Source organism: Bacillus cereus group sp. N12 (assembly GCF_016483575.1).
Lineage (GTDB): Bacteria > Bacillota > Bacilli > Bacillales > Bacillaceae_G > Bacillus_A > Bacillus_A toyonensis.
Window position 1 is genome coordinate 1 of sequence record NZ_JAEHBO010000050.1, and the last position, 24,690, is coordinate 24,690.

Sequence of the window (24,690 nt, forward strand, 5' to 3'; positions counted from 1 at the left end):
AATTACATCGTCCATACGAGACCCTGTATCAACGAGCGCTGTTGCTAAAATCGTTAAGCTACCGCCCTCTTCAATATTACGCGCAGCCCCAAAGAAACGCTTCGGTCTATGGAAAGCCGCTGGGTCGATACCACCCGATAATGTTCTACCACTTGGCGGAATAACGAGGTTGTAAGCTCGCGCTAAACGGGTAATACTATCCATTAAAATGATAACGTCTTTTTTGTGCTCTACAAGACGCATTGCACGTTCTAACACAAGTTCAGCTACTTTAATATGATTTTCTGGTACTTCATCAAAAGTAGAACTTACAACATCGCCCTTAACAGAACGTTCAATGTCTGTTACTTCCTCTGGACGCTCATCAATTAGAAGCACAATTAATTCTGCTTCTGGATGATTTGTTGTAACGCTGTGTGCAATTTCTTTTAATAGACTTGTTTTACCCGCCTTTGGAGGCGCAACAATTAAACCACGTTGTCCAAATCCAACTGGTGCGATTAAATCCATGATGCGTGTCGGTAACTTTTTCGGTTCCGTTTCCAATTTCATTTGGCGATCTGGGTATAATGGTGTTAATGCAGGGAAATGCACACGCTCTTTTGCTGACTCTGGATCATCTCCGTTTACAGCTTCAACTTGTAATAATCCAAAATAGCGTTCATTTTCTTTCGGAGGTCGTACTTTACCAGAAACCTTATCTCCATTACGTAAATCGAAACGACGAATTTGCGAAGCTGAGATATAAATATCTTCTGAGCTTGGAGAATAGTTGATAGGACGTAGGAATCCAAATCCTTCTGATTGAATAATTTCTAATACGCCTTCCATGAAAAAGAAACCTTCTTTTTCTGCTCGAGCTTTTAAAATGGCGAAGATTAATTCTTTTTTCGTTAATTTGCTATAATACGAAATCTTAAATTCTTTCGCAAGCTCGTATAACTCTTTTAATTTCATGTTTTCTAATGCTGCAATTGACAAATTCATTCAGACACCACACTTTAACGTTATTCTCTTTTCACATGGGTAAAGGGAAAAAATACGGAAGGCAAATAATTAATAATGAAAGGCAATAAGTTCAAGTAGGGTAATATTCACTATTGTAACCCTTTTATCTAGTTTTAATCAATACGTTGGGACACAAATACAATAAGCGAAGACAAGAAAATTTGTCTTCGCTTATTATTTAATCTAGTTTTAACAACTAGAATGGTCGGTAGCTTTGCTTCTTCCATTCTGAACGAGCCGCTTGCACTTTTTATTTAATAACCAAGTTCGGTTTTTTATTTAAACTATGGCGTCCGTCTACGAAACGTACTGTACCTGATTTTGCACGCATAACAAGAGATTGTGTTGTTCCAACGCTACCTTTAAATTGAACGCCTCGTAACAATTCTCCGTCTGTTACACCTGTTGCTGCAAAGATTGCATCGTCACCCTTTACTAAGTCTTCCATACGAAGGATACGATTTATATCTTCAATACCCATTTTTTTACAACGAGCTAATTCAGCTTCATTTTGAGGAAGAAGCTTTCCGTGGATTTCTCCACCTAAACATTTTAATGCGACAGCTGCTAATACTCCTTCAGGAGCCCCACCAGAACCGAATAAAATATCTACACCTGTACGGTCAAATGCTGTATTGATTGCTCCAGCTACATCTCCATCGTTAATCAATTTAATACGAGCACCAGCTTTACGAATTTCTTCGATAATTGCTTGATGACGTGGACGGTTTAAAACTGTTGCTACAACATCTTCAATATCCTTGTTTTTTGCTTTCGCAACTGCACGTAAGTTATCAATAATAGGGGCATCAATATCAACGGCTCCAACTGCTTCTGGACCAACCGCGATTTTATCCATGTACATGTCAGGAGCATGTAACAAATTACCATGATCTGCAATTGCAATAACGGCAAGTGCATTCCATCCGCCAGCTGCTACAATGTTTGTCCCTTCTAAAGGATCAACTGCAACGTCTACGCGCGGGCCATACCCTGTACCTAATTTCTCTCCGATATACAGCATTGGCGCTTCATCCATCTCACCTTCACCAATTACAACTGTACCTTTCATCGGAATTGTATCAAATACATCACGCATAGCAGACGTTGCTGCACCGTCTGCTTCATCCTTTTTCCCGCGTCCCATCCAACGCGCTGATGATAATGCTGCAGCCTCTGTTACACGTACTAACTCCATAGATAAACTTCTTTCCACGATAATCCCTCTCCTTTAAGCCTTTATATTTCTGCCGTATTTTGTGAACTTTATTTTTCTATAAAGTGTACTTCCGCAAATAGTGATACTTCGCTCCCCACTTGCGGAAGTATCACTTATGCGTTCTTCATCTCTTCAATTTCTTGCTCTGTCATTTGTTCTCGCCAAATGTTTGCACCAAGCCCTTTAAGCTTGTCTACTATATTTTCATAACCTCGATCAATATGCTCAAGTCCGGTTACTTCTGTAATTCCATCCGCCATTAATCCTGCAATAACAAGCGAAGCCCCAGCTCGTAAGTCACTCGCCTTTACTTTTGCACCTTGTAATAAAACAGGACCAGTTACAATTGCCGAACGACCTTCTACTTTAATTTGTGCATTCATACGACGTAATTCATCAATATGTTTGAAACGAGCGCCGTAAATTGTATCCGTTACAACTCCCGTCCCGTGCGCCTTTGTTAAAAGCGTCGTAAACGGCTGTTGTAAATCTGTTGCGAAACCTGGATATACAAGCGTTTTTATATCAACTACTTTTAACCTTCTATTACCGTTCACTGTAATTTGATCATCGTTCGTTTCAACTTGAACACCAGCTTCTCTTAGCTTTGCAGTAACTGACTCTAAATGCTGAGGAATAACATTATCAACTGTTACTTCTCCTCCTGATGCCGCTCCTAAAATCATATACGTACCAGCCTCAATACGATCTGGAATGATAGTATGGTGACAACCATGCAGTGAGTCCACACCATCAATTCGGATTACATCTGTACCAGCACCTTTAATGCGTGCTCCCATGCTTGTTAACAATGTAGCTACATCAATAATCTCGGGTTCTTTCGCTGCATTTTCAATAACAGTTCTACCTTTCGCTCGGACAGCTGCTAGCATAATATTAATCGTAGCCCCTACACTAACAACGTCTAAATAAATACGTGCCCCGCGCAATTCATCTGCTCTTAAATAGATAGCACCTTGTTCATTCGTAACATGTGCACCTAACGCTTCAAACCCCTTAATATGCTGATCAATCGGCCTCGGTCCTAAATGACATCCACCTGGAAGCCCAATAACAGCTTTTTTAAAACGACCAAGCATCGCACCCATTAAATAATAAGAAGCACGCAACTTTTTCACTTTTCCATTTGGTAAAGGCATCGCAACCATGTTAGAAGGATCGACTACCATCTCTTCCTCCTGCCCATATGTTACTTTCCCTCCAATTTCCTCTAGTAAGTCTCCTAACATTTTCACGTCCGAAATATTAGGAACTCCACCAATGGTTACTGGAGTATCTGCTAAAATTGTCGCTGGAATTAGTGCAACAGCGCTGTTTTTCGCACCACTCACTCGAATTGTTCCATTTAAAGCTCTTCCGCCTTCAATTAGCAATTTTTCCATATTGAGCTCCCTTCTTGTGAATGTATTTACCTTCTAAATTCTTTATAAAAAGAATTAGAAGATTCCCCTTAACAATCTCAATCACTCTTTCCATCCCAAAACTCAATAAATAGGAAACCATTATCTCCATTTCTCCTATATTCCGAATAGATAAAGATTAACTATTCATCGAGCAAAATTTATCAATTTAGATACGTTATCACATTTATTAATAGGACTATGCACATTATTTTCTATTTCAAAAACGAAATGATAAAAATCTTTAGACTTGTTCACGCTTTCATTATACAACGAAAGGAAACCGTCTAAAAGACTAGACGGTTTCCAAAACGGAATTTTATTCTTACGCTTTACCGTTAGAACCGAATTCGCGAATTTTACCAGCAACAGTTGCTTTGATAGCTTCGCGGCCAGGTCCAATATATTTACGAGGATCGTAAACTTCTTGATCTTTGTTTAATGCTTCACGGACAGCTTTTGTAAACTCAATTTGGTTCTCAGTGTTTACGTTAATTTTTGAAGTACCTAAAGAAATAGCTTTTACGATATCAGCAGTTGGGATACCAGTACCACCGTGTAATACTAAAGGTACGCCAGTGAAGTCGCGAACTTGCTCCATTTCTGCGAATCCTAAGTTAGGCTCACCTTTGTAAGGACCGTGTACAGAACCTAAAGCTGGAGCTAGGCAGTCGATGCCAGTTGCTTCAACAAGGTGCTTACACTCTGCAGGATCAGCGTAAATTACGCCTTCAGCGATGATATCATCTTCTTGTCCGCCAACTGTTCCAAGCTCAGCTTCAACAGATACGTTACGAGCGTGTGCGTATTCTACCACTTTTTTAGTAGTTTCAACGTTTTCTTCGAATGGGTGGTGAGAAGCGTCAATCATTACAGATGTGAAACCTGCATCGATTGCTTCTTTACATTTTTCGAAGCTTGAACCATGGTCAAGGTGAATCGCTACAGGAACAGTAATGTTCATTTCTTCGATTAAAGCTTTAACCATAGCTACAACTGTTTTGAAACCAGTCATATGACGAGCTGCACCCTCAGATACACCTAGGATTACAGGAGATTTTTCTTCTTCCGCAGCAGCTAAGATAGCTTGAGTCCACTCTAAGTTGTTCATGTTGAATTGACCAACTGCGTATTTTCCTTCTAGTGCTTTGTTTAGCATTTCTTTCATAGAAACTAAAGGCATGGTGAATCCTCCTAAAAAACGTTTTTTGTATCCGATAAATTCTTATCGCTGGTAGTATGACCAGAATAAGGTAAAATATGTATATTTACATACCGGACTTTTTTCTACACTCAATAGGATAACAACTTGTACTCAAAAACTCAACTGTATTCACCTGCTCAATAGTCCATGTAAACGCTTTTTTCCATATTTTTTATAAAAAATTCATTTTTTACGCCTCTACAGCAAGCTCATTTCTCACCGCTTGACGAATTTCATCAATATCAAATGGTTTAGCAAAGTGCATTAAAGCTCCTAAATCTTTTGCCTCTTGGATCATATCAAGCTCTCCATAAGCAGTCATTAAAATTACTTTAATACTCTCATCAATTTCTTTTACATGCTTTAAAATCTCTATACCATCCATACCTGGAATTTTCATATCTAACACAACTAAATCTGGATTATCTTTTTTCACGATATCTAAAGCTTGAAATCCATTCGCTGCTTGGAACGTCTGATAACCTTCTTTTTGGAACACTTCATGTAATAACACACGAATGCCATATTGATCATCAACGATTAAAATTTTCCCTTCCATAACTCCCAACCTTTCTGTATAAATACAAGATTTAAAGCTTCTTATATCTTAACGATTTATTTTCGCTATTCTTTGGCAAATTCCTTCCTATTCTTTCTTATTTTACCGTTTCCTTTTTTGTTATGCTACCCTACGATTTCACCTTTCTAAAAAAATACACTATAATGAAAGCCGGCGAACACGTACGAAGGGAGTAACATTATGTTAAAAATTTTTTCGACTCAATTAAGTGGTTATTTCTCCAGAGTTTCTCAAAAAGAGGAAATGAATATAGAAGATAGCGCTCGTCTACTTGCTCAAGCATTAGTTGGCGATGGCTTCATTTATTTACATGGTACAAATGAAATGGATGGTGTTGTTGCTGAAGCACTATTCGGTGCTGAACCAATGCAGCAAGCGAAACGTTTATTTGAAAATGATAAAGAAGCAGAAGTAACTTCTGCAGACCGTGTACTTCTTATTAGCCGTTTTTCAACAGATGAAGAAGCGGTAAGTATTGCAAAAAAACTTCAAGAAGAAGGCCACTCTATCGTTGGAATCTCTGCTATTCAAGAAGGTATTGAATCACTGGAACAATATACAGATGTACATATTGATACAAAACTGTTAAAAGGTCTTATTCCAGACGATGAAGGTAATCGCTACGGATTCCCAAGTTTAATGATAGCCTTATTTGCTTATCACGGATTGAAATTTACAATTGATGAAATGTTAAACGAATATTAAAAAAAGCGCCCTATTTCAGGCGCTTTTTTATTACTTGCTCTCTTTATTCGTAATAGAAGCACTTACGAAATCATGGAACAATGGTTGTGGACGGTTTGGACGAGATACAAGTTCTGGGTGGAACTGTGCTGCCACGAACCAAGGGTGATCTTTTAATTCAATGATTTCAACTAGGCGACCGTCTGGGCTTGTACCAGAGAATACAAATCCTGCTTTTTCCATATCCGGACGGAATTGATTGTTGAACTCATAACGATGACGATGACGCTCATATACAACCGGCTCACTGTAAGCTCTATAAGCATTCGTTTCTTCAGAAAGCTTACATGGGTATAGACCAAGACGAAGTGTACCACCTAAGTCTTCTACATCTTTTTGCTCTGGTAATAAGTCGATGATTGCATAAGGTGTGTCAGGATTAATTTCAGAAGAGTTAGCTCCTTCTAATCCTAATACGTTACGTGCAAATTCGATTGATGCAAGTTGCATACCTAAGCAAATTCCTAAGAATGGAACTTTGTTTTCACGAGCATATTGAATTGCAACGATTTTACCTTCTACACCACGATCTCCAAAACCACCTGGCACAAGAATACCATCTGTGTCACCAACTAATTCTTTTACGTTCTCTGCTGTTACGTGCTCAGCGTTTACCCATTTCACTTCTACATCTGTGTCGAATGAATAACCTGCATGACGAAGTGCTTCTACAACAGAAATATATGCATCTTGAAGCTCTACGTATTTACCAACAAGAGCGATTTTTGTTTTCTTAGAAAGGTTACGTACTTTATCAACTAGCGCAGTCCACTCTGTCATATCTGCAGCTGGATTGTCTAATTTTAAGTGATCGCAAACGATTTGGTCCATGTTTTGCTCTTGAAGAGATAATGGAACCGCGTATAAAGTATCTGCATCGCGTGCTTCGATAACTGCTTTTGTATCGATGTCACAGAATAATGCAAGCTTGTCTTTCATATCTTGAGAAACAGGCAGTTCTGTACGAACAACGATAATATTTGGTTGAATACCTAAGCTACGAAGCTCTTTAACGCTATGTTGCGTTGGTTTTGTTTTCATTTCACCCGCTGCTTTTAAGTACGGGATTAACGTACAGTGAATGTACATTACATTGTCACGACCGATGTCGCTCTTAATTTGACGGATTGCTTCTAAGAATGGTAGAGACTCGATATCACCAACAGTTCCACCGATTTCTGTAATAACAACGTCCGCATTTGTTTCGCGACCAGAACGATATACACGTTCTTTAATTTCGTTAGTAATGTGAGGAATAACTTGAACTGTTCCTCCTAGATATTCACCACGACGCTCTTTTTGAAGAACTGAAGAGTAAATTTTACCTGTTGTTACGTTGCTGTATTTGTTTAAGTTGATGTCGATAAAACGTTCATAGTGACCAAGGTCTAAGTCCGTTTCTGCACCATCATCTGTTACGAATACCTCACCGTGTTGGTATGGGCTCATAGTCCCTGGGTCTACGTTAATGTACGGATCAAACTTTTGAATCGTTACGTTTAAACCACGATTTTTTAAAAGTCTTCCAAGAGATGCTGCTGTAATACCTTTACCTAAAGACGATACTACACCGCCTGTTACAAAAATATACTTAGTCATGAAAAAGCTCCCTTCTACCTTGTTGTTATATAATCACCGTTGCAAAGCGCAACGTATGTAGATAACACTGTATCTATCTTATTGTTAGACTCTTTTTGTATTCTAAACAAAAAACAAAAAAGAAAATTGCTCCCCTCATCACAAAAAGTAACAAGTAGGGAGCAATTTTCTTTTATATTTACACTTTAAAAGTATTATCGTCCTTTTTTAAAGAGCCCAAAAATGATTCTACATGGACGATAATGAAAAGTCAAGAACTACAGTTCTTCCTCTTCTTCTTCAGTTTCATCATACTCAAGTTCTTCTTCAGCGAAGTCATCTTCATCATCTTCATCTAAATCATCAAGATCATCGTCATCTCCGTCTTCTTCTTCAAGAACCTTGTCCAAATCTTCTACTTCTTCTTCCTCTACATTTCCGTCTGCATCGTCGAAGTCATCTTCGTCTTCCATGTAGTCGTCAAAACCGTCCTCTTCAACTTTACGTTTCTTCTTCGGTTTTGGCTGAGGCAGAATTTCTTCATCGATTTGCTCATATGGGTACCAGCTACGTAGTCCCCAACGATTTTCTCCTAAATTAATGAAGCGTCCATCGATGTTTAAATCTGTATAAAATTGTGCGAGTTTCGCATTAACTTGCTCTTGAGATAGTCCCAGCACTTGAGCGATTTCTTTAACCAACTCGTTGAATGTCGTTGCTTGTCTTTTATCCCCTAAAACGCTATGTACAACTTCAATCATTGAACATTCTTTTAGCTCTTCTGGTGAATATTGCTTAAAATTCACTTATGCGGCACTTCCTTTCATCAAATATAACCTTATATATAACGGTCTGCTTAAAAAAATCCATACTATTCATTATAAACAAAAGTCGCACAAATATGCTACAAAAAAAACGGGAAACTTTTATCCCGCTATTTGCGAGCAGTAAAACTCCCGCCTCAACATTCGGCTGGAGCAAAGAAGTTAGGCGGAAGCCCCGCTACCTGTAAACGCCTGATTTGTGAAGGCTACTAATCAGCTTTGGATGAACACCCTCACTTTATATAGTAATAAAATTATAATTTTTCCATTCCTTACTTCGGAAGCATATGCGCCCCTTGCAACACATACCTAATTTGCATTTCTGTATATTCTTCGAGCGTATACAGTTTTTGCAGCGCCCAACGTCTAAATCCCCACATCTGTCCTTGTATGAAAATGTTATGTGCAAGAAGCTGTATTTCTTTTTTATTTAATATAAATGTTCCATTTTCTGTACATTGTTCTAAAATATTCTCAAACATTCCTACCATTTGAAACTCTTTCTCTAGTACGTATGGGAGTGATTCTTTCGGTAAAAACCGTACTTCTTGATACATGATTAATACTTCTTCTTGCAATTCGTCCATCACTTTAAAGTAATTTGTTATCGCTATTTTTAAACTGTCTATACTTCCTTTCTCCGTGCATACTACTTCCTCTAATCGTTCTTTTACATGTTCATAAATACTATCACAAACTAAATATAACACGTCATCTTTCGTACGAATGTATTCATATAGTGTTCCGATACTAAATCCGGCCGCTTTTGCAATCTCTCTCGTTGTTGTACGCGGGAATCCTTTTTGCTTAAACAGTTGCACCGCACCTTTAATCATTTGTTCACGCCTTAACGCAACTAATTTTTCATCTTTTACTGACGCATGCACATTATGTTTAACCATCCCCTTCACCTCTCTCTATTATTTTTTGGAAGGAAAAAGCGTAGGAAAATACCTACGCCTTTGCCCCTACTTCGTTAACATACGAGAAATTACGAGCCTTTGAATTTCTTGTGTTCCTTCATAAATCTGTGTAATCTTTGCATCTCGCATATAACGCTCTACTGGATAATCTTTCGTATAACCGTAACCACCAAATACTTGCACAGCTTCAGTCGTCACCTTCATCGCTGTATCACCTGCAAATACTTTTGACATCGCTGACTCTTTCCCATATGGAAGCCCTTCCGATTCAAGCCACGCAGCTTGATATGTTAAAAGGCGCGCAGCCTCTACATCCGTTGCCATATCCGCAAGTTTAAAGCCAATCCCTTGCTGCGCCGCAATCGGCTTTCCAAATTGATGGCGCTCTCTTGCATATTCTACAGAAGCATCTAAAGCCCCTTGTGCAATACCAACTGCTTGTGCAGCAATACCGTTACGACCGCCATCTAACGTTTGCATTGCAATCTTAAATCCTTGCCCTTCTTCTCCTAGTAGATTTTCTACAGGAATACGGCAATCTTCAAACATAATTTCAGTCGTTGGCGAAGAGCGAATCCCTAGTTTACTTTCCTTCTTCCCAATCGAAAATCCTAGCGTGTCGCTTTCCACAATAAATGCGCTCGTGCCGCGCTGCTTCGATTCAGGATCTGTTAACGCAAAAACAACATAAATGTCAGCAATACCGCCATTTGTAATGAAAATTTTCGATCCATTTAATATGTAATGGTCTCCATCTCTTTTGGCGATTGTCTTCATTCCACCAGCATCTGATCCAGAACTCGGTTCTGTTAAACCGTATGCACCAATTTTCTTCCCTTCAGCCATCGGTCGCAAAAACTTTTGCTTTTGCTCCTCCGTTCCGAATTTAAAAATCGGCCACCCAGCAAGTGAAGTATGCGCGGACAGCGTTACACCTGTAGAAGCACAAACGCGTGATAATTCTTCGATCGCAATTACGTACGCTAAGTAATCGCTTCCAATTCCACCATACTCTTCAGGCCATGGAATACCTGTCAAACCAAGCTCAGCCATATGATCAAATAGCTCGCGGTCAAATCTCTCTTCCTCATCACGCTCAGCTGCCGTTGGTGCTACTTCGTTCTTAGCAAAATCCCGAACCATTTTTCTTATCATTTCATGTTCTTCTGATAATTTAAAATGCATTTCCGTCTCCCCCTCTTCCCTTTATAAAGCACGGCTAATAACAAGTTTTTGTATCTCACTCGTTCCTTCATAAATTTGCGTAATCTTCGCATCACGGAAAAATCTCTCTACCGGATAATCTTTCGTATAACCGTAACCGCCAAATACTTGTACCGCTTCAATTGCAACTTCAACTGCTGTCTTAGAAGCAAATAACTTCGCAATAGACGCTTCTTTACCGCATGGTAATCCTTGTGCTCTAAGCGATGCAGCCCTATATACAAGTAATCGCGCCGCCTCCACACTTGTCGCCATATCTGCAAGTTTGAAGCCAATCCCTTGCTGCGCCGCAATCGGCTTCCCGAATTGCTCTCGTTCCTTTGCATAATCTATCGCACATGCGAGCGCCGCTTCCGCGATCCCTAACGCCTGCGCCCCGATTCCAATTCGTCCAACATCTAAATTCGCCATCGCTACCTTGAATCCTTGTCCCTCTTCACCGAGTAAATTCTCAGCCGGCACTATCATATCTTCGAACGTAAGTTGAACTGTACGAGAACCGAGAAGTCCCATCTTATGTTCATCTTTTCCGATAATTAAGCCTGGCGTATCTTTCTCTACAATAAATGCAGAAATACCACTTTTTCCTGCATCTGGATTTGTAGAAGCGAAAACGATGTATGTACTTGCTTCGCCGCCATTTGTAATAAATACTTTCGATCCATTAATGATGTAATTATCACCTTTCTTGACAGCTCGTGATTTCAAACTCCCTGCATCTGATCCAGCATTTGGCTCAGTTAAGGCGAATGCACCTAAATATTCACCAGCCGCAAGCTTAGAAACATACTTCTGCTTCTGCTCTTCTGTTCCAAAGTATAAAATCGGGTTCATTCCAACTGACGTATGTACAGCTAAAATTACACCAACCGTTGCGCTTACTTTTGAGATTTCCTCAATTGCTAAAATGTAAGAAATAAAATCCATTTCTGCGCCGCCGTATTTTGCAGGCGCTGGAATACCCATTAATCCAAGCTCACCCATCTTTTGCAAAATCTCTGTCGGGAACACCCCTTGTTCCATGCTAGGAACAAAGGGTGCTATTTCCTTCTGTGCAAAATCCCGAACCATTTTCCTCATCATCTGTTGCTCTTCATTAAAACGAAAGTTCATATACTCCGCCTCCATTTGCTATATATCTTTTAACAAGTTGGTAAGACCACTACTCTATACAAGGAGGGATTTACTCATAAACGTAGAAACCACGGCCCGTTTTACGCCCTAACCACCCTGCATTTACGTACTTACGTAGTAATGGACATGGGCGATATTTACTATCTCCTAATCCTTCATGCAACACTTCCATAATGTATAAACACGTATCTAAACCGATAAAATCAGCGAGCGTTAAAGGGCCCATCGGATGATTCATGCCAAGTTTCATTACTTCATCAATCGCTTCTTTCGTCGCTACACCTTCATATAACGTATAGATTGCTTCGTTAATCATCGGTAATAAAATACGGTTCGATACAAACCCTGGGAAATCATTTACTTCAACTGGTACTTTCCCAATTTTCTTCGTAATATCTTCAATCGTTTCATATACCGCATCATCTGTAGCCAATCCACGAATAATTTCAACAAGCTTCATAACGGGAACTGGATTCATAAAGTGCATACCGATTACTTTTTCTGGGCGTTTCGTTACCGCTGCAATTTCAGTAATTGGAAGAGATGACGTATTCGTTGCTAAAATTGTATGATCTGGAGCAATTTCATCTAAATTCGCAAATATTTTCTTTTTAATATCCATTTTCTCAACAGCTGCTTCAATAACAAGATCAGCTTCTTTCACACAATCTAAATCAAGCGTTACTGTAAGACGATTTAACGTTTCCTCTTTCTCTTCTTCCTTCATGCGTCCTTTTTCTACTTGACGCACTAAGTTTTTCGTAATGATAGCTAACCCTCTATCTAATTGCTCTTGTTTTAAATCTTGAATCTTCACATCATATCCTGCCATTGCACATACTTGCGCAATTCCCGATCCCATTTGTCCCGCACCAATTACAACTATTTTTTGTACACCCATTCTTTCTTCCCCCTTAATATAAGTCTGTAATAAATGAATCGTTTTCTCGCCGTAAATTAATGAACCTCAATCATCACTGCATCACCTTGACCGCCACCGCTACAAATCGAAGCAATTCCAATTCCGCCGCCGCGCTGCTTCAGTGCATGGATAAGTGTAACGATAATACGCGCTCCGCTTGCTCCAATTGGGTGTCCCATTGCAACCGCGCCGCCATTTACATTCAATTTTTCTGGGTCAATACCTGCAATCTCTGTACTCGCAATTGCTACTGCTGCAAACGCTTCATTAATCTCGAATAAATCGATGTCTTCAATTGTCTTGCCGGTCTTTTTCAATAATTCGTTAATTGCATAACCTGGCGTTCTTGGGAAATCTTTTGATTCTACCGCGATTGCCGTATGTGCTAAAATCGTCGCCAAAGGCTTTCTTCCTTCTTGCTTCGCTCTGTCCTCGCTCATTAATACAAGTGCAGCACCGCCATCATTCAGTCCTGGAGCGTTACCAGCTGTTACTGACGATGTCTTATCAAATACAGGTTTTAATTTCGCTAACTTTTCAATTGTTGTATCTTCACGCGGCGCCTCATCTTTAGCAACAACAATAGGATCGCCTTTTCTTTGCGGAATTGTTACTGGTACAATTTCCTCTTCAAAGCGCCCTTCTTTATGCGCTGAAACCGCACGCTGATGACTACGATATGCCCATTCATCTTGGGCTTCGCGAGAGATTCCGTCTTCCTTCGCAACTTCGCCGCCATAAACGCCCATGTGTATGCCTGAAAATGCGCATGTTAAACCATCTGCAACATTTAAATCGATAACTTCGTTGTTACCCATTCTGTATCCCCATCTTGCACCTCGTAAAATGTAAGGACTGTTACTCATCGATTCCATTCCACCAGCTACAATAAGTGATTGATCACCAGTACGAATAATTTGATCTGCTAACGTAACCGCACGAAGTCCCGATGCACAAACTTTATTTACTGTTTCCGTCTGCACTTCCCAAGGGATTCCAGCAGCTCTCGCAGCTTGACGAGATGGAATTTGCCCCTGTCCACCTTGAATAACCGTTCCAAATATAACTTCTTCAACATCACTAGCAGAAACATCTGCTCTTTCAAGCGCTGCTTTAATTGCAATTCCTCCAAGTTCTGTTGCCTTCACATCTTTTAAAGATCCTCCAAATTTTCCAACCGGTGTTCTTGCAGCACTTAAAATAACTGTCTTATTCATGTTTCTTTCCCCCGTTTCTTTTTTAGTACCGAGCGCTCGCTCGGTATCCTTGCGTTGAGAAGAGGTGCAATAATTGCACCTCTTTCTAAAGTTGTATACATGCTTACAAACTACATTGCTTCTTTCTTCTGTCCGATAACAGATCGTTCTAAAATCTCTGTTACATCAAGTGTTTGAACTTTCTCTTCTACTTCCTTCGCTTTCGTCCCATCACTAATCATCGTTAAGCAATACGGACAACCTGTACCGATAATGGATGGTTGCACAGCTAGTGCTTGTTCTGTACGAGCAACGTTAATACGAGAACCCGTTGTCTCCTCCATCCACATTAAGCCACCACCTGCGCCACAGCACATTCCTGTTTCACGGTTACGTGCCATTTCTACAAGATTCACACCAGGAATTGCTTTCAAAATATCGCGCGGTGCTTCGTACACTTCGTTGTATCGTCCTAAATAACAGGAATCATGGTACGTAACTGTCTCCTCAATAGCGTGAACAGGTTTTAAGAGTCCTTCCTTCACCCACTGAGCTAACAATTCTGTATGATGATAGACTTCTGCTTGTAAGCCAAAGTCTGGATACTCATTTTTGAATGTGTTATAAGCATGAGGATCAATCGTAACGATTTTCTTCACTCCTGCTTTTTCAAATTCTTCGATATTCTTTGTTGCCATCTCTTGGAATACGAACTCATTTCCAAGGCGGCGCGGTGTATCTCCAGAGTTCTTTTCTTTATTACCAAGAATCGCGAATGAGACGCCTGCTTCGTTCATTAACTTCGCAAACGATATCGCAATCTTCTGACTACGATTGTCATATGATCCCATCGAACCTACCCAGAATAAATATTCGAACTCCTCGCCAGCTTTTGATTTTTCTTTTACAGTCGGAACTGTTACTTCATCATCACCTTGGCGCCATGTTTCACGCTCTTTACGGTTCAGACCCCATGGATTCCCTTGACGCTCGATATTCGTCATCGCACGCTGCGCTTCCGCATCCATCTTTCCTTCTGTTAAAACAAGATAGCGGCGTAAATCAATAATTTTGTCAACATGCTCATTCATAACCGGACACTGATCTTCACAGTTACGGCACGTTGTACAAGCCCAAATTTCTTCTTCTGTAATAACATCTCCGATTAAACTCGGATCGTAAGCTAGCGCTGTAGCTGCTGATTCTTGCTGCCCTTTTCCAGCCGCCATCATCGCTAATTGATTTCCTTGTGTATTATTAAAAGCAACTACTGGAACCCAAGGTGCTTTCGATGTTACCGCCGCTCCTTTATCAGTTAAATGATCCCGAAGTTTTAAAATTAAATCCATCGGTGATAACATTTTTCCTGTTCCTGTTGCCGGACACATATTTGTACAGCGCCCACACTCTACGCAAGCGTATAAATCAATAAGCTGATTTTGTCTAAAGTCTTCAATTTTACCAACACCAAATGTTTCTTGCGTTTCATCTTCAAAATCAATCTTTTCAAGCTTCCCTGGATTTGAGAGACGACCGAAGAAAACGTTAGCTGGTCCAGCAATTAAATGTGCATGTTTTGATTGTGGAACATAGACTAAAAATGTTAACAAAATTAGTAGATGCACCCACCAAGAAAAATAGAACACTGAAATGGCTACGGTTTCATTTATTCCCGAGAAAACGTAAGCGATTGCAGAAGCGATCGGTTCACTCCATGAAAGTTCCTCGCCGTGCCATATAATTCCCATCCCATTACCAAGTAGTACAGAAATCATTAAACCACCGATAAAGATAAGAACAAGACCTGATTTAAAATTACGTTTCAAACGAACTAGCTTCTCAACATAACGTCTATGAAAAGCCCAAAAGACTGCGATTAATATAACGAGTGTGACAATTTCCTGGAAGAATGTAAATGCAGGGTATAGTGGTCCAAGTGGAAGATGCGATCCTGGTGCGAGTCCTTTCCAAACGAAGTCAATTGCTCCAAATTGGACAAGAATAAATCCGTAAAAAAACATAACGTGAATAATGCCGCTCTTTTTATCTTTCAGCAGCTTTTTCTGACCGAAAACATTGACCTTAAGAAGATCCCAACGTTCTTTGAAGCGACGGTCAAATTCAATCTTTTTTCCTAATTGTATGTAGGCCATTCTCGTTCGTATAAGATATACAAACAAATATCCCGCATAAGCAATAACAGCAATGGCAGCCAGCCAATTCATGATCAGTAAGCTATTCATTTTTATGCTACCCCTCTCTTTGTAAGCCTTCTTTCTTTTTTAGAATCTTCAAAAACATATAATTTTCTGAATTTTATCCCCTACCTTCATTATATAATGAGTGAGCATTCAGTCAACAGTTTTTTGTTATACAACAACATATTTTTTAATAAACCTGTTTATTTGGGTGAAACTATAAAGTGAAACTTTAGTCAGTGGGGACTGTCCATCCCCCACTAATTATTAGTTAAATCAATCGGGCTTTTACGGGCAGTTGATTTCAACCTAGCTTCCTCGTATTCAGCGGATTTTAAGGCGATTGTCTTACTGCCCGTTGAAGCGGGATAAAGTGAAACTTTAATGAACAAACCGTGCTATCTTCTAGTTAAATTTTTGGTAGCATTCTTACTCCCCATATCATTTGTAACACACTGAAGGTGAAAAGAATGCAAAGGAGGGACTTCACTCATGTTCTATTTCTCTCTCTTATTCATATGCGTTACTCTTTGGATCACAATTGACCTTTCATATGGGAGACTTCTTCATTTAAAACGTGTGCGTTCCCGTACTTTCCCTTTACGTCAAAGTGATTTTCACCTTTATACATATGGGAAAGATTTATACGATGCTTTATTTACTGATATAAAACAAGCCCAGCACCACATTCACGTTTTATTCTTCATTGTAAAAAATGATAAGATCAGTCGTGAATTTTTAATGTTACTTATTGATAAGGCAAAAGAAGGCATTGAAGTAAGACTGTTACTTGATCGATTTGGTAGCCATTATTTATCAAATGAAGCAATTCGTTCCCTACAAAAACATGGTGTCTCTTTTTCTTTTTGTCATAAAGTCAGATTCCCTTTCCCTTTCTTTTCTGCCAATCAACGCAATCATAGAAAAATTACAGTGATTGACGGGAAAATTAGTTATATTGGGGGATTTAATATCGGCGAGGAATATTTGGGACATAATGAGCAATTAGGATTATGGCGAGACTATCATTTACGTCTTACAGGAGAAGGCGTTCAAGATTTACAAAAACAATTTTTACATGACTGGTTGGATGATACGAACCAAAATTTATTGGATGCTCCTCTTTATTTTCCGAAACAGGAACCTGGTACCATCCTACATCAATTCATTCCAACCGATGGTGCCTATTTACAACATACCTTTTTACATTTAATTAAAAGTGCGAAAAAGGAACTTTTTATCGGTACACCATATTTCATTCCTGGCAAAAAAATTATGAACGCTCTATTAAAAGCACGAGAAAGAGGGGTCCAAATAACAATTCTCGTTCCAGAAAAGGCTGATCATGCCCTCGTTCGAGAAGCGAAATTCCCGTACTGCCGAAAGTTAATACGGGCTGGTTGCAATATTTACGCATTTCAACAAGGTTTTTTTCACGCTAAAGTTATTATAGTGGACGATGATATTTGCGATGTTGGAACTGCAAACTTTGATATGAGAAGTTTATATAGTAACCATGAAATCAACTGCCTCTTATATGATAGGCACTTCATACAGGTGGTAAAAAATAAATTCCATGAAGATTTAAAAAATGCGTCATTACTTTCCTATGACGATGTCAGCCCGCTTTCCCTTATAGATAGAGGAAAGGAATGGATAGGAACGATACTTGCTTTCTTCTTATAAGAAAGGTGATGAATAAAAGAGGTGTATTCCTTATGATTATGCGGTTTGGATACGTCTCACATGCAATGGCATTGTGGGACTGTTCTCCTGCTAAAACGATGACATTTACAACTTTTAAAAAACTCAATAAACAAGAGCGAGAGGATAAACTATACGATGTTACAAGGCAAAATTTAGAACATACAATACGTATCCTTCATTACAATATCGCACATGAAATCCCATTATATCGTCTTTCTTCTTCCATCGTTCCACTTGCAACACACCCTGAAGTTGAATTTGATTATATTGGAGCATTCATGCCGCTTTGGCGTAAAATAGGGTCGTTAATTCAAGAGCACAATTTACGAGTAAGTTTTCACCCAAATCAATTTACATTATTCACAAGCGATAAGCCGCATATTACAACTAATGCAGTTACGGATATGACCTATCATTATAAAGTATTACATGCGATAGGAATTGCAGATTCTTCTTACATTAACATTCATGTAGGTGGTGCCTACGGAAATAAAGAAGCAGCAGTTGGACGCTTCCATGAAAACATAAAAAAACTTCCTGCACATATAAAAAAACAAATGACTCTAGAAAATGATGATAAAACATATACAACTGCTGAAACTTTATCAATTTGCCAAAAAGAAAAGATCCCTTTCGTATTTGATTATCATCATCACATGGCTAATCTTTGCGAAGAATCACTAGAAGAATTACTTCCTGCAATTTTTGAAACTTGGTCACATACAAATATCCCACCTAAAGTTCATATTTCCTCTCCTAAATCAGAAAAAGAATTTAGGGCTCATGCAGATTATATTAATTTAGAATTTATTAAGCCCTTTTTACACATTGCAAAAAAAATTAATTATAATTTTGATATTATGATTGAAAGTAAACAGAAAGATTTAGCAATGTTACAATTAATAAGTGAGCTTTCTTCTATAAAAGGAATCAAAAGAATAAATGGCGCAACATTACAATGGTAAATTGTCATGTTGCGTTGTTTTTTTCAAAAAGTAATTCTTATAGTAAAAAAGTTCCTATTTTATATGATATTATTTAAATTAGCATTTTCATCCTGCGATTCAACTTTATTGAAACGGAGTCATCATATGATTAATCAAAAAAAATATGTACAATTTGTCATGATGTATATAATTGTATTTTCTCTTTGGATATTCCTTATTCCTAAGGACTTACATATAAAAGAAATTGGAATTCTCTTCTTATTTTGTTTTGCTACATTCTTTTCTTGTAATTGCTTATATAAAGCAATTAAGAAGATGAAGCGCGGTGACAAACTATTTTGGGTTTTAATACTGTGCACTTGCCTATGTGGATTGACTATGGAGATAACTTTATTTCTTCATTCACTTTCTATATATGAACAAGTTATATTCTCATATAGAGCATTACCCTTTTTTATCATACAATATGTTTTGCTCTTTTCTGGCTTTGCTATAAAGTTCATAAAACATTACTCTATTAGGGGCCTTGCACAGTTTTCATTCGATAGCATCTTTATCATTATTATGAATATTTATTTTACCTTAACCTTTATTTTGGACATTTCAAGTTTCCGCATGCTAACAACGGATACGTGGATTTTAATTAGCTACTTTATTGCACAATCATTAGTAATTTATGCCGTTATTAGCTTATATAGAAGAGAACAATATTCTTCTAGTAGAATCTCATTAATTATCGGCTTTACTATCATACTCGTGTATGGATATATACACCTGTTCCAGTTAAACAAAGGAATGGAAACTTCTTCTGAAGTCTCTTATTTAATACATACCGCTTCAATTTTATTAATCGGTTTATCTTCTATACTATATATTTTAGATAAACCAATACAACATGAAACAAAAACGAAATATTATCGATTTGATTATGTACGCTTTATATTACCTTATTTTAGTATAATCATTACTTTTTCCTTTATTATCATTCAACCTTGGGACGATAAATTCATGTTAATTGGTCTCGTATTATCACTCATCTTGTTATTCTTGCGACAACTTTACATGTGGAAAGATAATCAAGCATTAATTGATACGTACGAACAGTTGACTACACAACTAGAGGGTGAAGTTGAAGAAGGTGCTTCTGCGTTATCAAAAAGTGAACAACGTTATAAATCTTTATTTGAAGATCATCCTGATGCCGTTTTCTCTTTAAATATGCATGGTATTTTTCAGCAATCTAATACAGCTTGTGAAAGCTTATTTACTGCTTACTATTGTGAAGTAGCAAGCTATTCCCTTCTGCACTTTATTGATCCAAAAGATCATGATTTACTAAAAAGGGCGTTACAAATAACAAAAGAAGGTAGGCCACAAACTTTAGAGGTTCGTACGAAAGAAAAAGAAGGCTATTACTATTACCTTCACATTACACTCATCCCTACCTTTATAAATAAAGAAGTTGTTGGGATGTTTGGGATAGCGCGTGATATTACAACTTTATATGAAAAACAAAAACAAGTAGAACATTTGGCTTTTCATGATGCACTTACTGGATTACCAAATCGCCGCAAATTCGAAAAAGATTTAAAGGCTATTTTAAATACAGCTCAAATTAGTGCAAATGATATTGCCGTCATGTTCCTCGACTTAGATCGATTTAAAAAAATTAACGATCGACTCGGTCATGATGTCGGAGATTTATTATTAATTGAAGTAGCAAAAAGATTACGCGGATGTTTGCGTTCAAAGGATATCGTTGCCCGTCAAGGCGGAGATGAATTTACAATCCTATTACCAGATATGTACTCAGAAAAAAGTGCTACTTTTATAGCTGAACAGATTTTAACCATCTTAAACAAGCCATTCTTCATTAAAGATGAAGAACTATCTATTACACCAAGCATCGGCATCGCAATGTATCCTGATTATGGAAATGATGTAACCGAATTAATGAAAAATGCTGATATGGCTATGTATCGCGCGAAAGCAAATGGAAAAAATCGATTTGTTTTCTTCTCAAAAGAAATAAGTATTGCGCAAAATGAGATTCAATTCTTAGAAGGCGAACTTTCAAAAGCATTACAACAAAATGAATTTTTCCTTGAATACCAACCACAAGTAAGCACAAAAACAAAACAAATTATCGGTTTTGAAGCGTTAATTCGTTGGAAGCATCCAAAACTAGGCATCGTATCTCCTGCCCAATTTATCCCTCTAGCAGAGGAAACAGGTTTTATTATTGAACTAGGCAATTGGATTTTACGCACAGCTTGCTTGGAAGCAAGAAAGTGGCATAAACAAGGATTTTCCCACTTAAAAGTTGGTGTGAATTTATCTGTTGTTCAATTTAACCATGCAAATTTAATCTCAACTATTTCAAAAGTGTTAGAAGAAACACAGTTAAAACCAGAAGCACTAGATATTGAAATTACGGAAAGTATCGCTATTAATCAAAATCAATCTGTAATTGCAAAGCTAGAACAGCTTCAAAATCTCGGTATTCAAATTTCAATAGATGACTTTGGAACTGGTTATAGTTCTTTAGCTTATTTAACAAAATACCCAATCAACACATTAAAAATTGCTCGAGAATTTATTTGTGGAATTACAACAAGTCCTTTAGAGGAAGCAATTATCTCTTCCATTATTACACTATCAAAAGAATTAAATTTAGAAGTTATTGCAGAAGGTGTAGAAACAGAAGAACAATGGAAATTTCTATATGAACAAAACTGTGACCACATTCAAGGATTCTTTATTAGCAAACCTGTTTCTAGTAAAGACGTTTGGATGTTACTCCATAAAAAAACAACCGCCTAAGTAAGACGGTTGTTTTTTAGTACTCATAAGGTACCTCTTGAGCTAATTGTACCTCTTGATCATTATGAGAAATTATTTGGCTTTCCTCTAATGCTATATCTCCTAATGAAATACCCCATGCCATCGCTAACGTTAATAGACTACCAATAAGCAGTTTCTTCATATTCCATCACCTGCATTTTTTCTTTAAATATATCATGAAAATTTATCCACATTTTATGCAATTATGCATATTTGTTTTTTAGGTCTTTTTTATTTTTTCATTTTTTTTATAAGTGATTCTTTTAATGCATGGTTTCCTAACATATCAAAAAAGAAGCATGCTTTTTCGTAAGCATCTTCAATTTCTGCTCTATCACATCCTAGCTTTGCTAGGCATTCACCTTTTCGAAAGTATAGCTGTCCAATCAATGTCATACTATTAATTTGACACGATAGTTCAATAGCTTTATTTGCGTGGCAAAGCGCTTCTTCGTATTGATTATCTGAGTATAATGCTTTTGCATGATTATGTCTCACCTTTACATCAAATTCTTTATTATCATGCAATGTCTCTAACTGTTTTAATATATTTTCAAATAACTCAATAGCCTTCTTCAAATAGCCATTTTCAGCATAAATGTTTGCAATTGCGTTTTCAATATAAAGATTCTGATATACATCTATTCCTGCCAATTGTTGATTGAGCAATTTCTTTAATTCTAAAATACAATATTCGTAATCAATTTTTTTCAATACGTAAGCTGCTACATGATATTGCCATTGAAGAAATTGCTGAAGCTCGGGATGATATTCTTCCTTTTTCAGTTCATTCCATACCCTATTATAAATTTCTTTATATTTTTTTTGCTTACAAAGCATAATAATTCGATCTTTTAACTGCTTATTCCTCTCAATATCAGAATAAATGAGTACCTCATAAAAATGAATAATGGGAACTTGTAATTTTGCTGCTATACCTTGCAATATATCCATACTTGGGTATACCGCACCCGATTCAATTCTACTCACTTCTGATTGATGACATATGTTCTCGGATAACTGTTTTTGTGTTAATCCTCTCATCGCCCTAATTTTCTTAATTTCAATTCCTAATTTTTCTGCGTGCATACTTACTCACCATCCCATTATAACAATCTAATTTTTTGAGTTGTCATACCACTACAATAATGTGAATTCGACAATTTTTGATATGAAATAATGCATAATATATATAAAATCTGGCAAATGTTTCATACAATTCATCTCACATACAATAGATTAGGAGTGTTATAGATGAATTATAGAAAACTTGCTAGTGCATTCGTTACATTCGGTCTCCTTTGTCCTTTATCCACAGAAGCTATTCATGCCCAAGAATTAAACAAAAATGAAGTGAAAGTTGAAATTGCTCAGCCTGGTTTAACAATCGGAAAATTAACAGAACCTCAAAATGATACGAAAGAGAATATTGCTAAAAAATATTTAAAAGGTGAGGTAAACGGGGCTAAAGCTCAACAAGAGCAAGTTACAACTGAAAAAAATGTTGATTTTCAACCTACAAATAAAGAAACAAAAGAAAATCAAACCGAAGTTCGCCTTGCACAAACTTACAAAAAATATAAAGTATATGGCCAAGATCTTATTGTAAACGTAGATAAAAATGGAGTAATTACAACTGTTAGTGGTAAAGTTGTCCAAAATTTAGACCAACAACCTAATCTTACTATAACAAATTTTTTGTCGAAAAATGAAGTAAAATCTAAATTACGCGATATACTTCAAATTCCAAACGATGCGACTGAGACAGAATTCTCCAACGAAACCGTTGTTTATAAGAAAAAAGATGGATATTACACATTTGCAACTGTTATTACCTTTACTTACGAAAATAATGAACAAATTATAAACGGTAATGCAATCCTTGATTTAAAAACTGGCGAGGTACTCTTCCAAGAAAAATTCATTAAAAATAAAGAGAATAAAACTATAAATCAAGTAACATCACCTAGACTATCCCTCGCAAGTGAGCAAGGAACCGGGAAAAATGCACTTCAAGAAAGCATCTCTTTCAATATCGCCAAAGGGACTGACGGAAAATTTTATTTAGCTGATCTATCACGCGGAACTGGCATATATATTTATAATGCAAACTATGCGGACTCTCTCGGCGGATATAGTCAAGCTGGTTATCCAGGGACACTAGTTTCAAGTAGCACTCCTAACTTTGCAGATAAAGAAGCAGCGGGTGCTATGAAGAATATGAGTGATATTTATGACTACTTCAAAAAAGAGCATAATCTAAAAAGTTACGATAATAAAGATTCAAAAGTTATTGCTAGTGTACACGGTTTTGATTCTACTGAAGTTAGTGATGGTGTAAAAGAAGATTATGTAAATGCATTTTGGCACCCTGCTTGGAATCAAATGGTATTTGGTGATGGTTTAAACGGAAAGCTCACTTCAGCCCTTGATGTAACAGCCCATGAATTTGGACATGCTGTATTCAGCGGTACGACAAAGAATAAAATTGTGAGATATCCAAGCGCTGAAACATCTGCGTTAAACGAGGGATTAGCAGATTTTTGGGGCACGCAAATCGAATATTATGTAAAGAAAGATAAGGGAAACTGGATTATGGGTGATACACTAGGTGGCCTAACAATCCGTGACATCCCGGGAGAAATTGGTGACGGTGGTCATAAATTATATACAAACTTACAAGATTTTTATAACGATGGAAATGATCAAGAGTCTCACGTAAATTCTGGTATCATCAGCCACGTATTATATCAATTAGCTGAAGGTAAAACATATAACAATGTTGCTGTTCAAAAACAAGGCAACGAAAAAGTAAGTAAAGTTGTTATGCGTACATTGCAAAATTACGCAACTTCAGCTGAAGATTTTGAATCACTCCAATCCCACATCGTACAAGCTGCAAAAGATTTATACGGAAATGCCGTATCAAATGAATTTGCAAAAGCATTTGAAGCACATGGTTATAAACCATTACAAAAAATAAATAGAGTAATAGAAGTATAATAATAAAAAAGAAG

At 37.5% G+C, this 24,690-nt stretch carries 19 protein-coding genes and 1 pseudogene; 5 read left to right on the forward strand and 15 right to left on the reverse strand.

Features of this window, described 5'->3' with window-relative positions; all coding sequences use genetic code 11:
- From rho to spo0F, 5 genes are all read right to left on the reverse strand, one after another.
- On the reverse strand, positions 1-987 hold a 987-nt coding region (gene rho / locus JDS92_RS20045), incomplete at its 3' end, for a transcription termination factor Rho (RefSeq protein WP_199632418.1).
- Positions 988-1,258: 271 nt separating this feature from the next.
- Positions 1,259-2,224 (reverse strand): class II fructose-bisphosphatase, encoded by a 966-nt coding sequence (glpX, locus tag JDS92_RS20050; protein WP_000442336.1) that lies wholly within the window; start codon positions 2,222-2,224, stop codon positions 1,259-1,261.
- Positions 2,225-2,340: 116 nt separating this feature from the next.
- Entirely contained in the window at positions 2,341-3,630 is a 1,290-nt protein-coding gene (murA, locus tag JDS92_RS20055; protein ID WP_000413255.1) for a UDP-N-acetylglucosamine 1-carboxyvinyltransferase, read from the reverse strand.
- 343 nt (positions 3,631-3,973) lie between these two features.
- Positions 3,974-4,831, reverse strand: a complete 858-nt coding sequence (locus JDS92_RS20060; RefSeq protein ID WP_001131849.1) for a class II fructose-bisphosphate aldolase — start codon at positions 4,829-4,831, stop codon at positions 3,974-3,976.
- 211 nt (positions 4,832-5,042) lie between these two features.
- Complete coding sequence (gene spo0F, locus JDS92_RS20065) at positions 5,043-5,411, reverse strand: sporulation initiation phosphotransferase Spo0F (RefSeq protein ID WP_000398594.1); 369 nt, start codon at positions 5,409-5,411, stop codon at positions 5,043-5,045.
- Between the two features lie 201 nt (positions 5,412-5,612).
- On the opposite strand from spo0F, the gene JDS92_RS20070 reads away from it, so the two are divergent.
- Positions 5,613-6,137, forward strand: coding sequence for a DUF2529 domain-containing protein (locus JDS92_RS20070; RefSeq protein ID WP_000912396.1), 525 nt, complete (start codon positions 5,613-5,615; stop codon positions 6,135-6,137).
- 30 nt (positions 6,138-6,167) lie between these two features.
- On the opposite strand, the gene pyrG is transcribed toward JDS92_RS20070, so the two are convergent.
- From pyrG to JDS92_RS20110, 8 genes and pseudogenes are all read right to left on the reverse strand, one after another.
- Positions 6,168-7,775 (reverse strand): CTP synthase, encoded by a 1,608-nt coding sequence (pyrG, locus tag JDS92_RS20075; protein WP_000170441.1) that lies wholly within the window; start codon positions 7,773-7,775, stop codon positions 6,168-6,170.
- Between the two features lie 257 nt (positions 7,776-8,032).
- Complete coding sequence (rpoE, locus tag JDS92_RS20080) at positions 8,033-8,560, reverse strand: DNA-directed RNA polymerase subunit delta (protein WP_061529768.1); 528 nt, start codon at positions 8,558-8,560, stop codon at positions 8,033-8,035.
- A gap of 290 nt (positions 8,561-8,850) precedes the next feature.
- Positions 8,851-9,480, reverse strand: coding sequence for a TetR/AcrR family transcriptional regulator (locus JDS92_RS20085; protein WP_000238592.1), 630 nt, complete (start codon positions 9,478-9,480; stop codon positions 8,851-8,853).
- 66 nt (positions 9,481-9,546) lie between these two features.
- Complete coding sequence (gene acdA / locus JDS92_RS20090) at positions 9,547-10,686, reverse strand: acyl-CoA dehydrogenase AcdA (RefSeq protein ID WP_098836576.1); 1,140 nt, start codon at positions 10,684-10,686, stop codon at positions 9,547-9,549.
- A gap of 21 nt (positions 10,687-10,707) precedes the next feature.
- On the reverse strand, positions 10,708-11,838 hold the full coding sequence (locus tag JDS92_RS20095; RefSeq protein ID WP_001011192.1) for an acyl-CoA dehydrogenase: 1,131 nt from the start codon (positions 11,836-11,838) through the stop codon (positions 10,708-10,710).
- 70 nt (positions 11,839-11,908) lie between these two features.
- Entirely contained in the window at positions 11,909-12,760 is an 852-nt protein-coding gene (locus JDS92_RS20100) for a 3-hydroxybutyryl-CoA dehydrogenase (protein WP_000538854.1), read from the reverse strand.
- Between the two features lie 56 nt (positions 12,761-12,816).
- A pseudogene (locus JDS92_RS20105) lies at positions 12,817-14,099 on the reverse strand (acetyl-CoA C-acetyltransferase).
- 9 nt (positions 14,100-14,108) lie between these two features.
- The gene (locus tag JDS92_RS20110) at positions 14,109-16,220 is read right to left on the reverse strand and encodes a (Fe-S)-binding protein (RefSeq protein ID WP_087950828.1); all 2,112 of its coding nucleotides are present in this window, start codon (positions 16,218-16,220) and stop codon (positions 14,109-14,111) included.
- Positions 16,221-16,667: 447 nt separating this feature from the next.
- On the opposite strand from JDS92_RS20110, the gene cls reads away from it, so the two are divergent.
- The 3 genes from cls to JDS92_RS20125 all read left to right on the forward strand — a co-directional run bounded on the left by cls (position 16,668) and on the right by JDS92_RS20125 (position 21,652).
- Complete coding sequence (gene cls, locus JDS92_RS20115) at positions 16,668-17,861, forward strand: cardiolipin synthase (protein WP_199632419.1); 1,194 nt, start codon at positions 16,668-16,670, stop codon at positions 17,859-17,861.
- Positions 17,862-17,893: 32 nt separating this feature from the next.
- Positions 17,894-18,847, forward strand: a complete 954-nt coding sequence (gene uvsE, locus JDS92_RS20120; RefSeq protein ID WP_140154198.1) for a UV DNA damage repair endonuclease UvsE — start codon at positions 17,894-17,896, stop codon at positions 18,845-18,847.
- A gap of 126 nt (positions 18,848-18,973) precedes the next feature.
- Positions 18,974-21,652 carry a DUF4084 domain-containing protein gene (locus tag JDS92_RS20125; RefSeq protein WP_199632420.1) on the forward strand — a complete coding sequence of 893 codons (2,679 nt, stop codon included), beginning with the start codon at positions 18,974-18,976 and terminating at the stop codon, positions 21,650-21,652.
- A 16-nt stretch (positions 21,653-21,668) separates the two neighbouring features.
- On the opposite strand, the gene papR is transcribed toward JDS92_RS20125, so the two are convergent.
- Both papR and JDS92_RS20135 read right to left on the reverse strand, forming a co-directional pair.
- Entirely contained in the window at positions 21,669-21,815 is a 147-nt protein-coding gene (papR, locus tag JDS92_RS20130; RefSeq protein ID WP_087971147.1) for a quorum-sensing peptide PapR, read from the reverse strand.
- Positions 21,816-21,904: 89 nt separating this feature from the next.
- Entirely contained in the window at positions 21,905-22,762 is an 858-nt protein-coding gene (locus JDS92_RS20135; RefSeq protein ID WP_097958203.1) for a helix-turn-helix domain-containing protein, read from the reverse strand.
- 165 nt (positions 22,763-22,927) lie between these two features.
- Here JDS92_RS20135 and JDS92_RS20140 point away from each other — a divergent pair, with 165 nt between their 5' ends.
- A complete protein-coding gene (locus JDS92_RS20140) occupies positions 22,928-24,676 on the forward strand; it encodes a M4 family metallopeptidase (protein WP_199632421.1) in 1,749 nt (582 codons plus the stop codon).
- Positions 24,677-24,690: the final 14 nt, after the last annotated feature.

Coding starts and splice junctions, on each gene's coding strand:
- JDS92_RS20125 (WP_199632420.1), top strand. CDS start 18,974: ATGATTAATCAAAAAAAATATGTACAATTTGTCATGATGTATATAATT.
- JDS92_RS20110 (WP_087950828.1), bottom strand. CDS start 16,220: ATGAATAGCTTACTGATCATGAATTGGCTGGCTGCCATTGCTGTTATT.
- spo0F (WP_000398594.1), bottom strand. CDS start 5,411: ATGGAAGGGAAAATTTTAATCGTTGATGATCAATATGGCATTCGTGTG.
- JDS92_RS20060 (WP_001131849.1), bottom strand. CDS start 4,831: ATGCCTTTAGTTTCTATGAAAGAAATGCTAAACAAAGCACTAGAAGGA.
- JDS92_RS20095 (WP_001011192.1), bottom strand. CDS start 11,838: ATGAACTTTCGTTTTAATGAAGAGCAACAGATGATGAGGAAAATGGTT.
- papR (WP_087971147.1), bottom strand. CDS start 21,815: ATGAAGAAACTGCTTATTGGTAGTCTATTAACGTTAGCGATGGCATGG.
- JDS92_RS20100 (WP_000538854.1), bottom strand. CDS start 12,760: ATGGGTGTACAAAAAATAGTTGTAATTGGTGCGGGACAAATGGGATCG.
- murA (WP_000413255.1), bottom strand. CDS start 3,630: ATGGAAAAATTGCTAATTGAAGGCGGAAGAGCTTTAAATGGAACAATT.
- JDS92_RS20135 (WP_097958203.1), bottom strand. CDS start 22,762: ATGCACGCAGAAAAATTAGGAATTGAAATTAAGAAAATTAGGGCGATG.
- acdA (WP_098836576.1), bottom strand. CDS start 10,686: ATGCATTTTAAATTATCAGAAGAACATGAAATGATAAGAAAAATGGTT.
- JDS92_RS20140 (WP_199632421.1), top strand. CDS start 22,928: ATGAATTATAGAAAACTTGCTAGTGCATTCGTTACATTCGGTCTCCTT.
- pyrG (WP_000170441.1), bottom strand. CDS start 7,775: ATGACTAAGTATATTTTTGTAACAGGCGGTGTAGTATCGTCTTTAGGT.
- JDS92_RS20085 (WP_000238592.1), bottom strand. CDS start 9,480: ATGGTTAAACATAATGTGCATGCGTCAGTAAAAGATGAAAAATTAGTT.
- JDS92_RS20070 (WP_000912396.1), top strand. CDS start 5,613: ATGTTAAAAATTTTTTCGACTCAATTAAGTGGTTATTTCTCCAGAGTT.
- cls (WP_199632419.1), top strand. CDS start 16,668: ATGTTCTATTTCTCTCTCTTATTCATATGCGTTACTCTTTGGATCACA.
- uvsE (WP_140154198.1), top strand. CDS start 17,894: ATGATTATGCGGTTTGGATACGTCTCACATGCAATGGCATTGTGGGAC.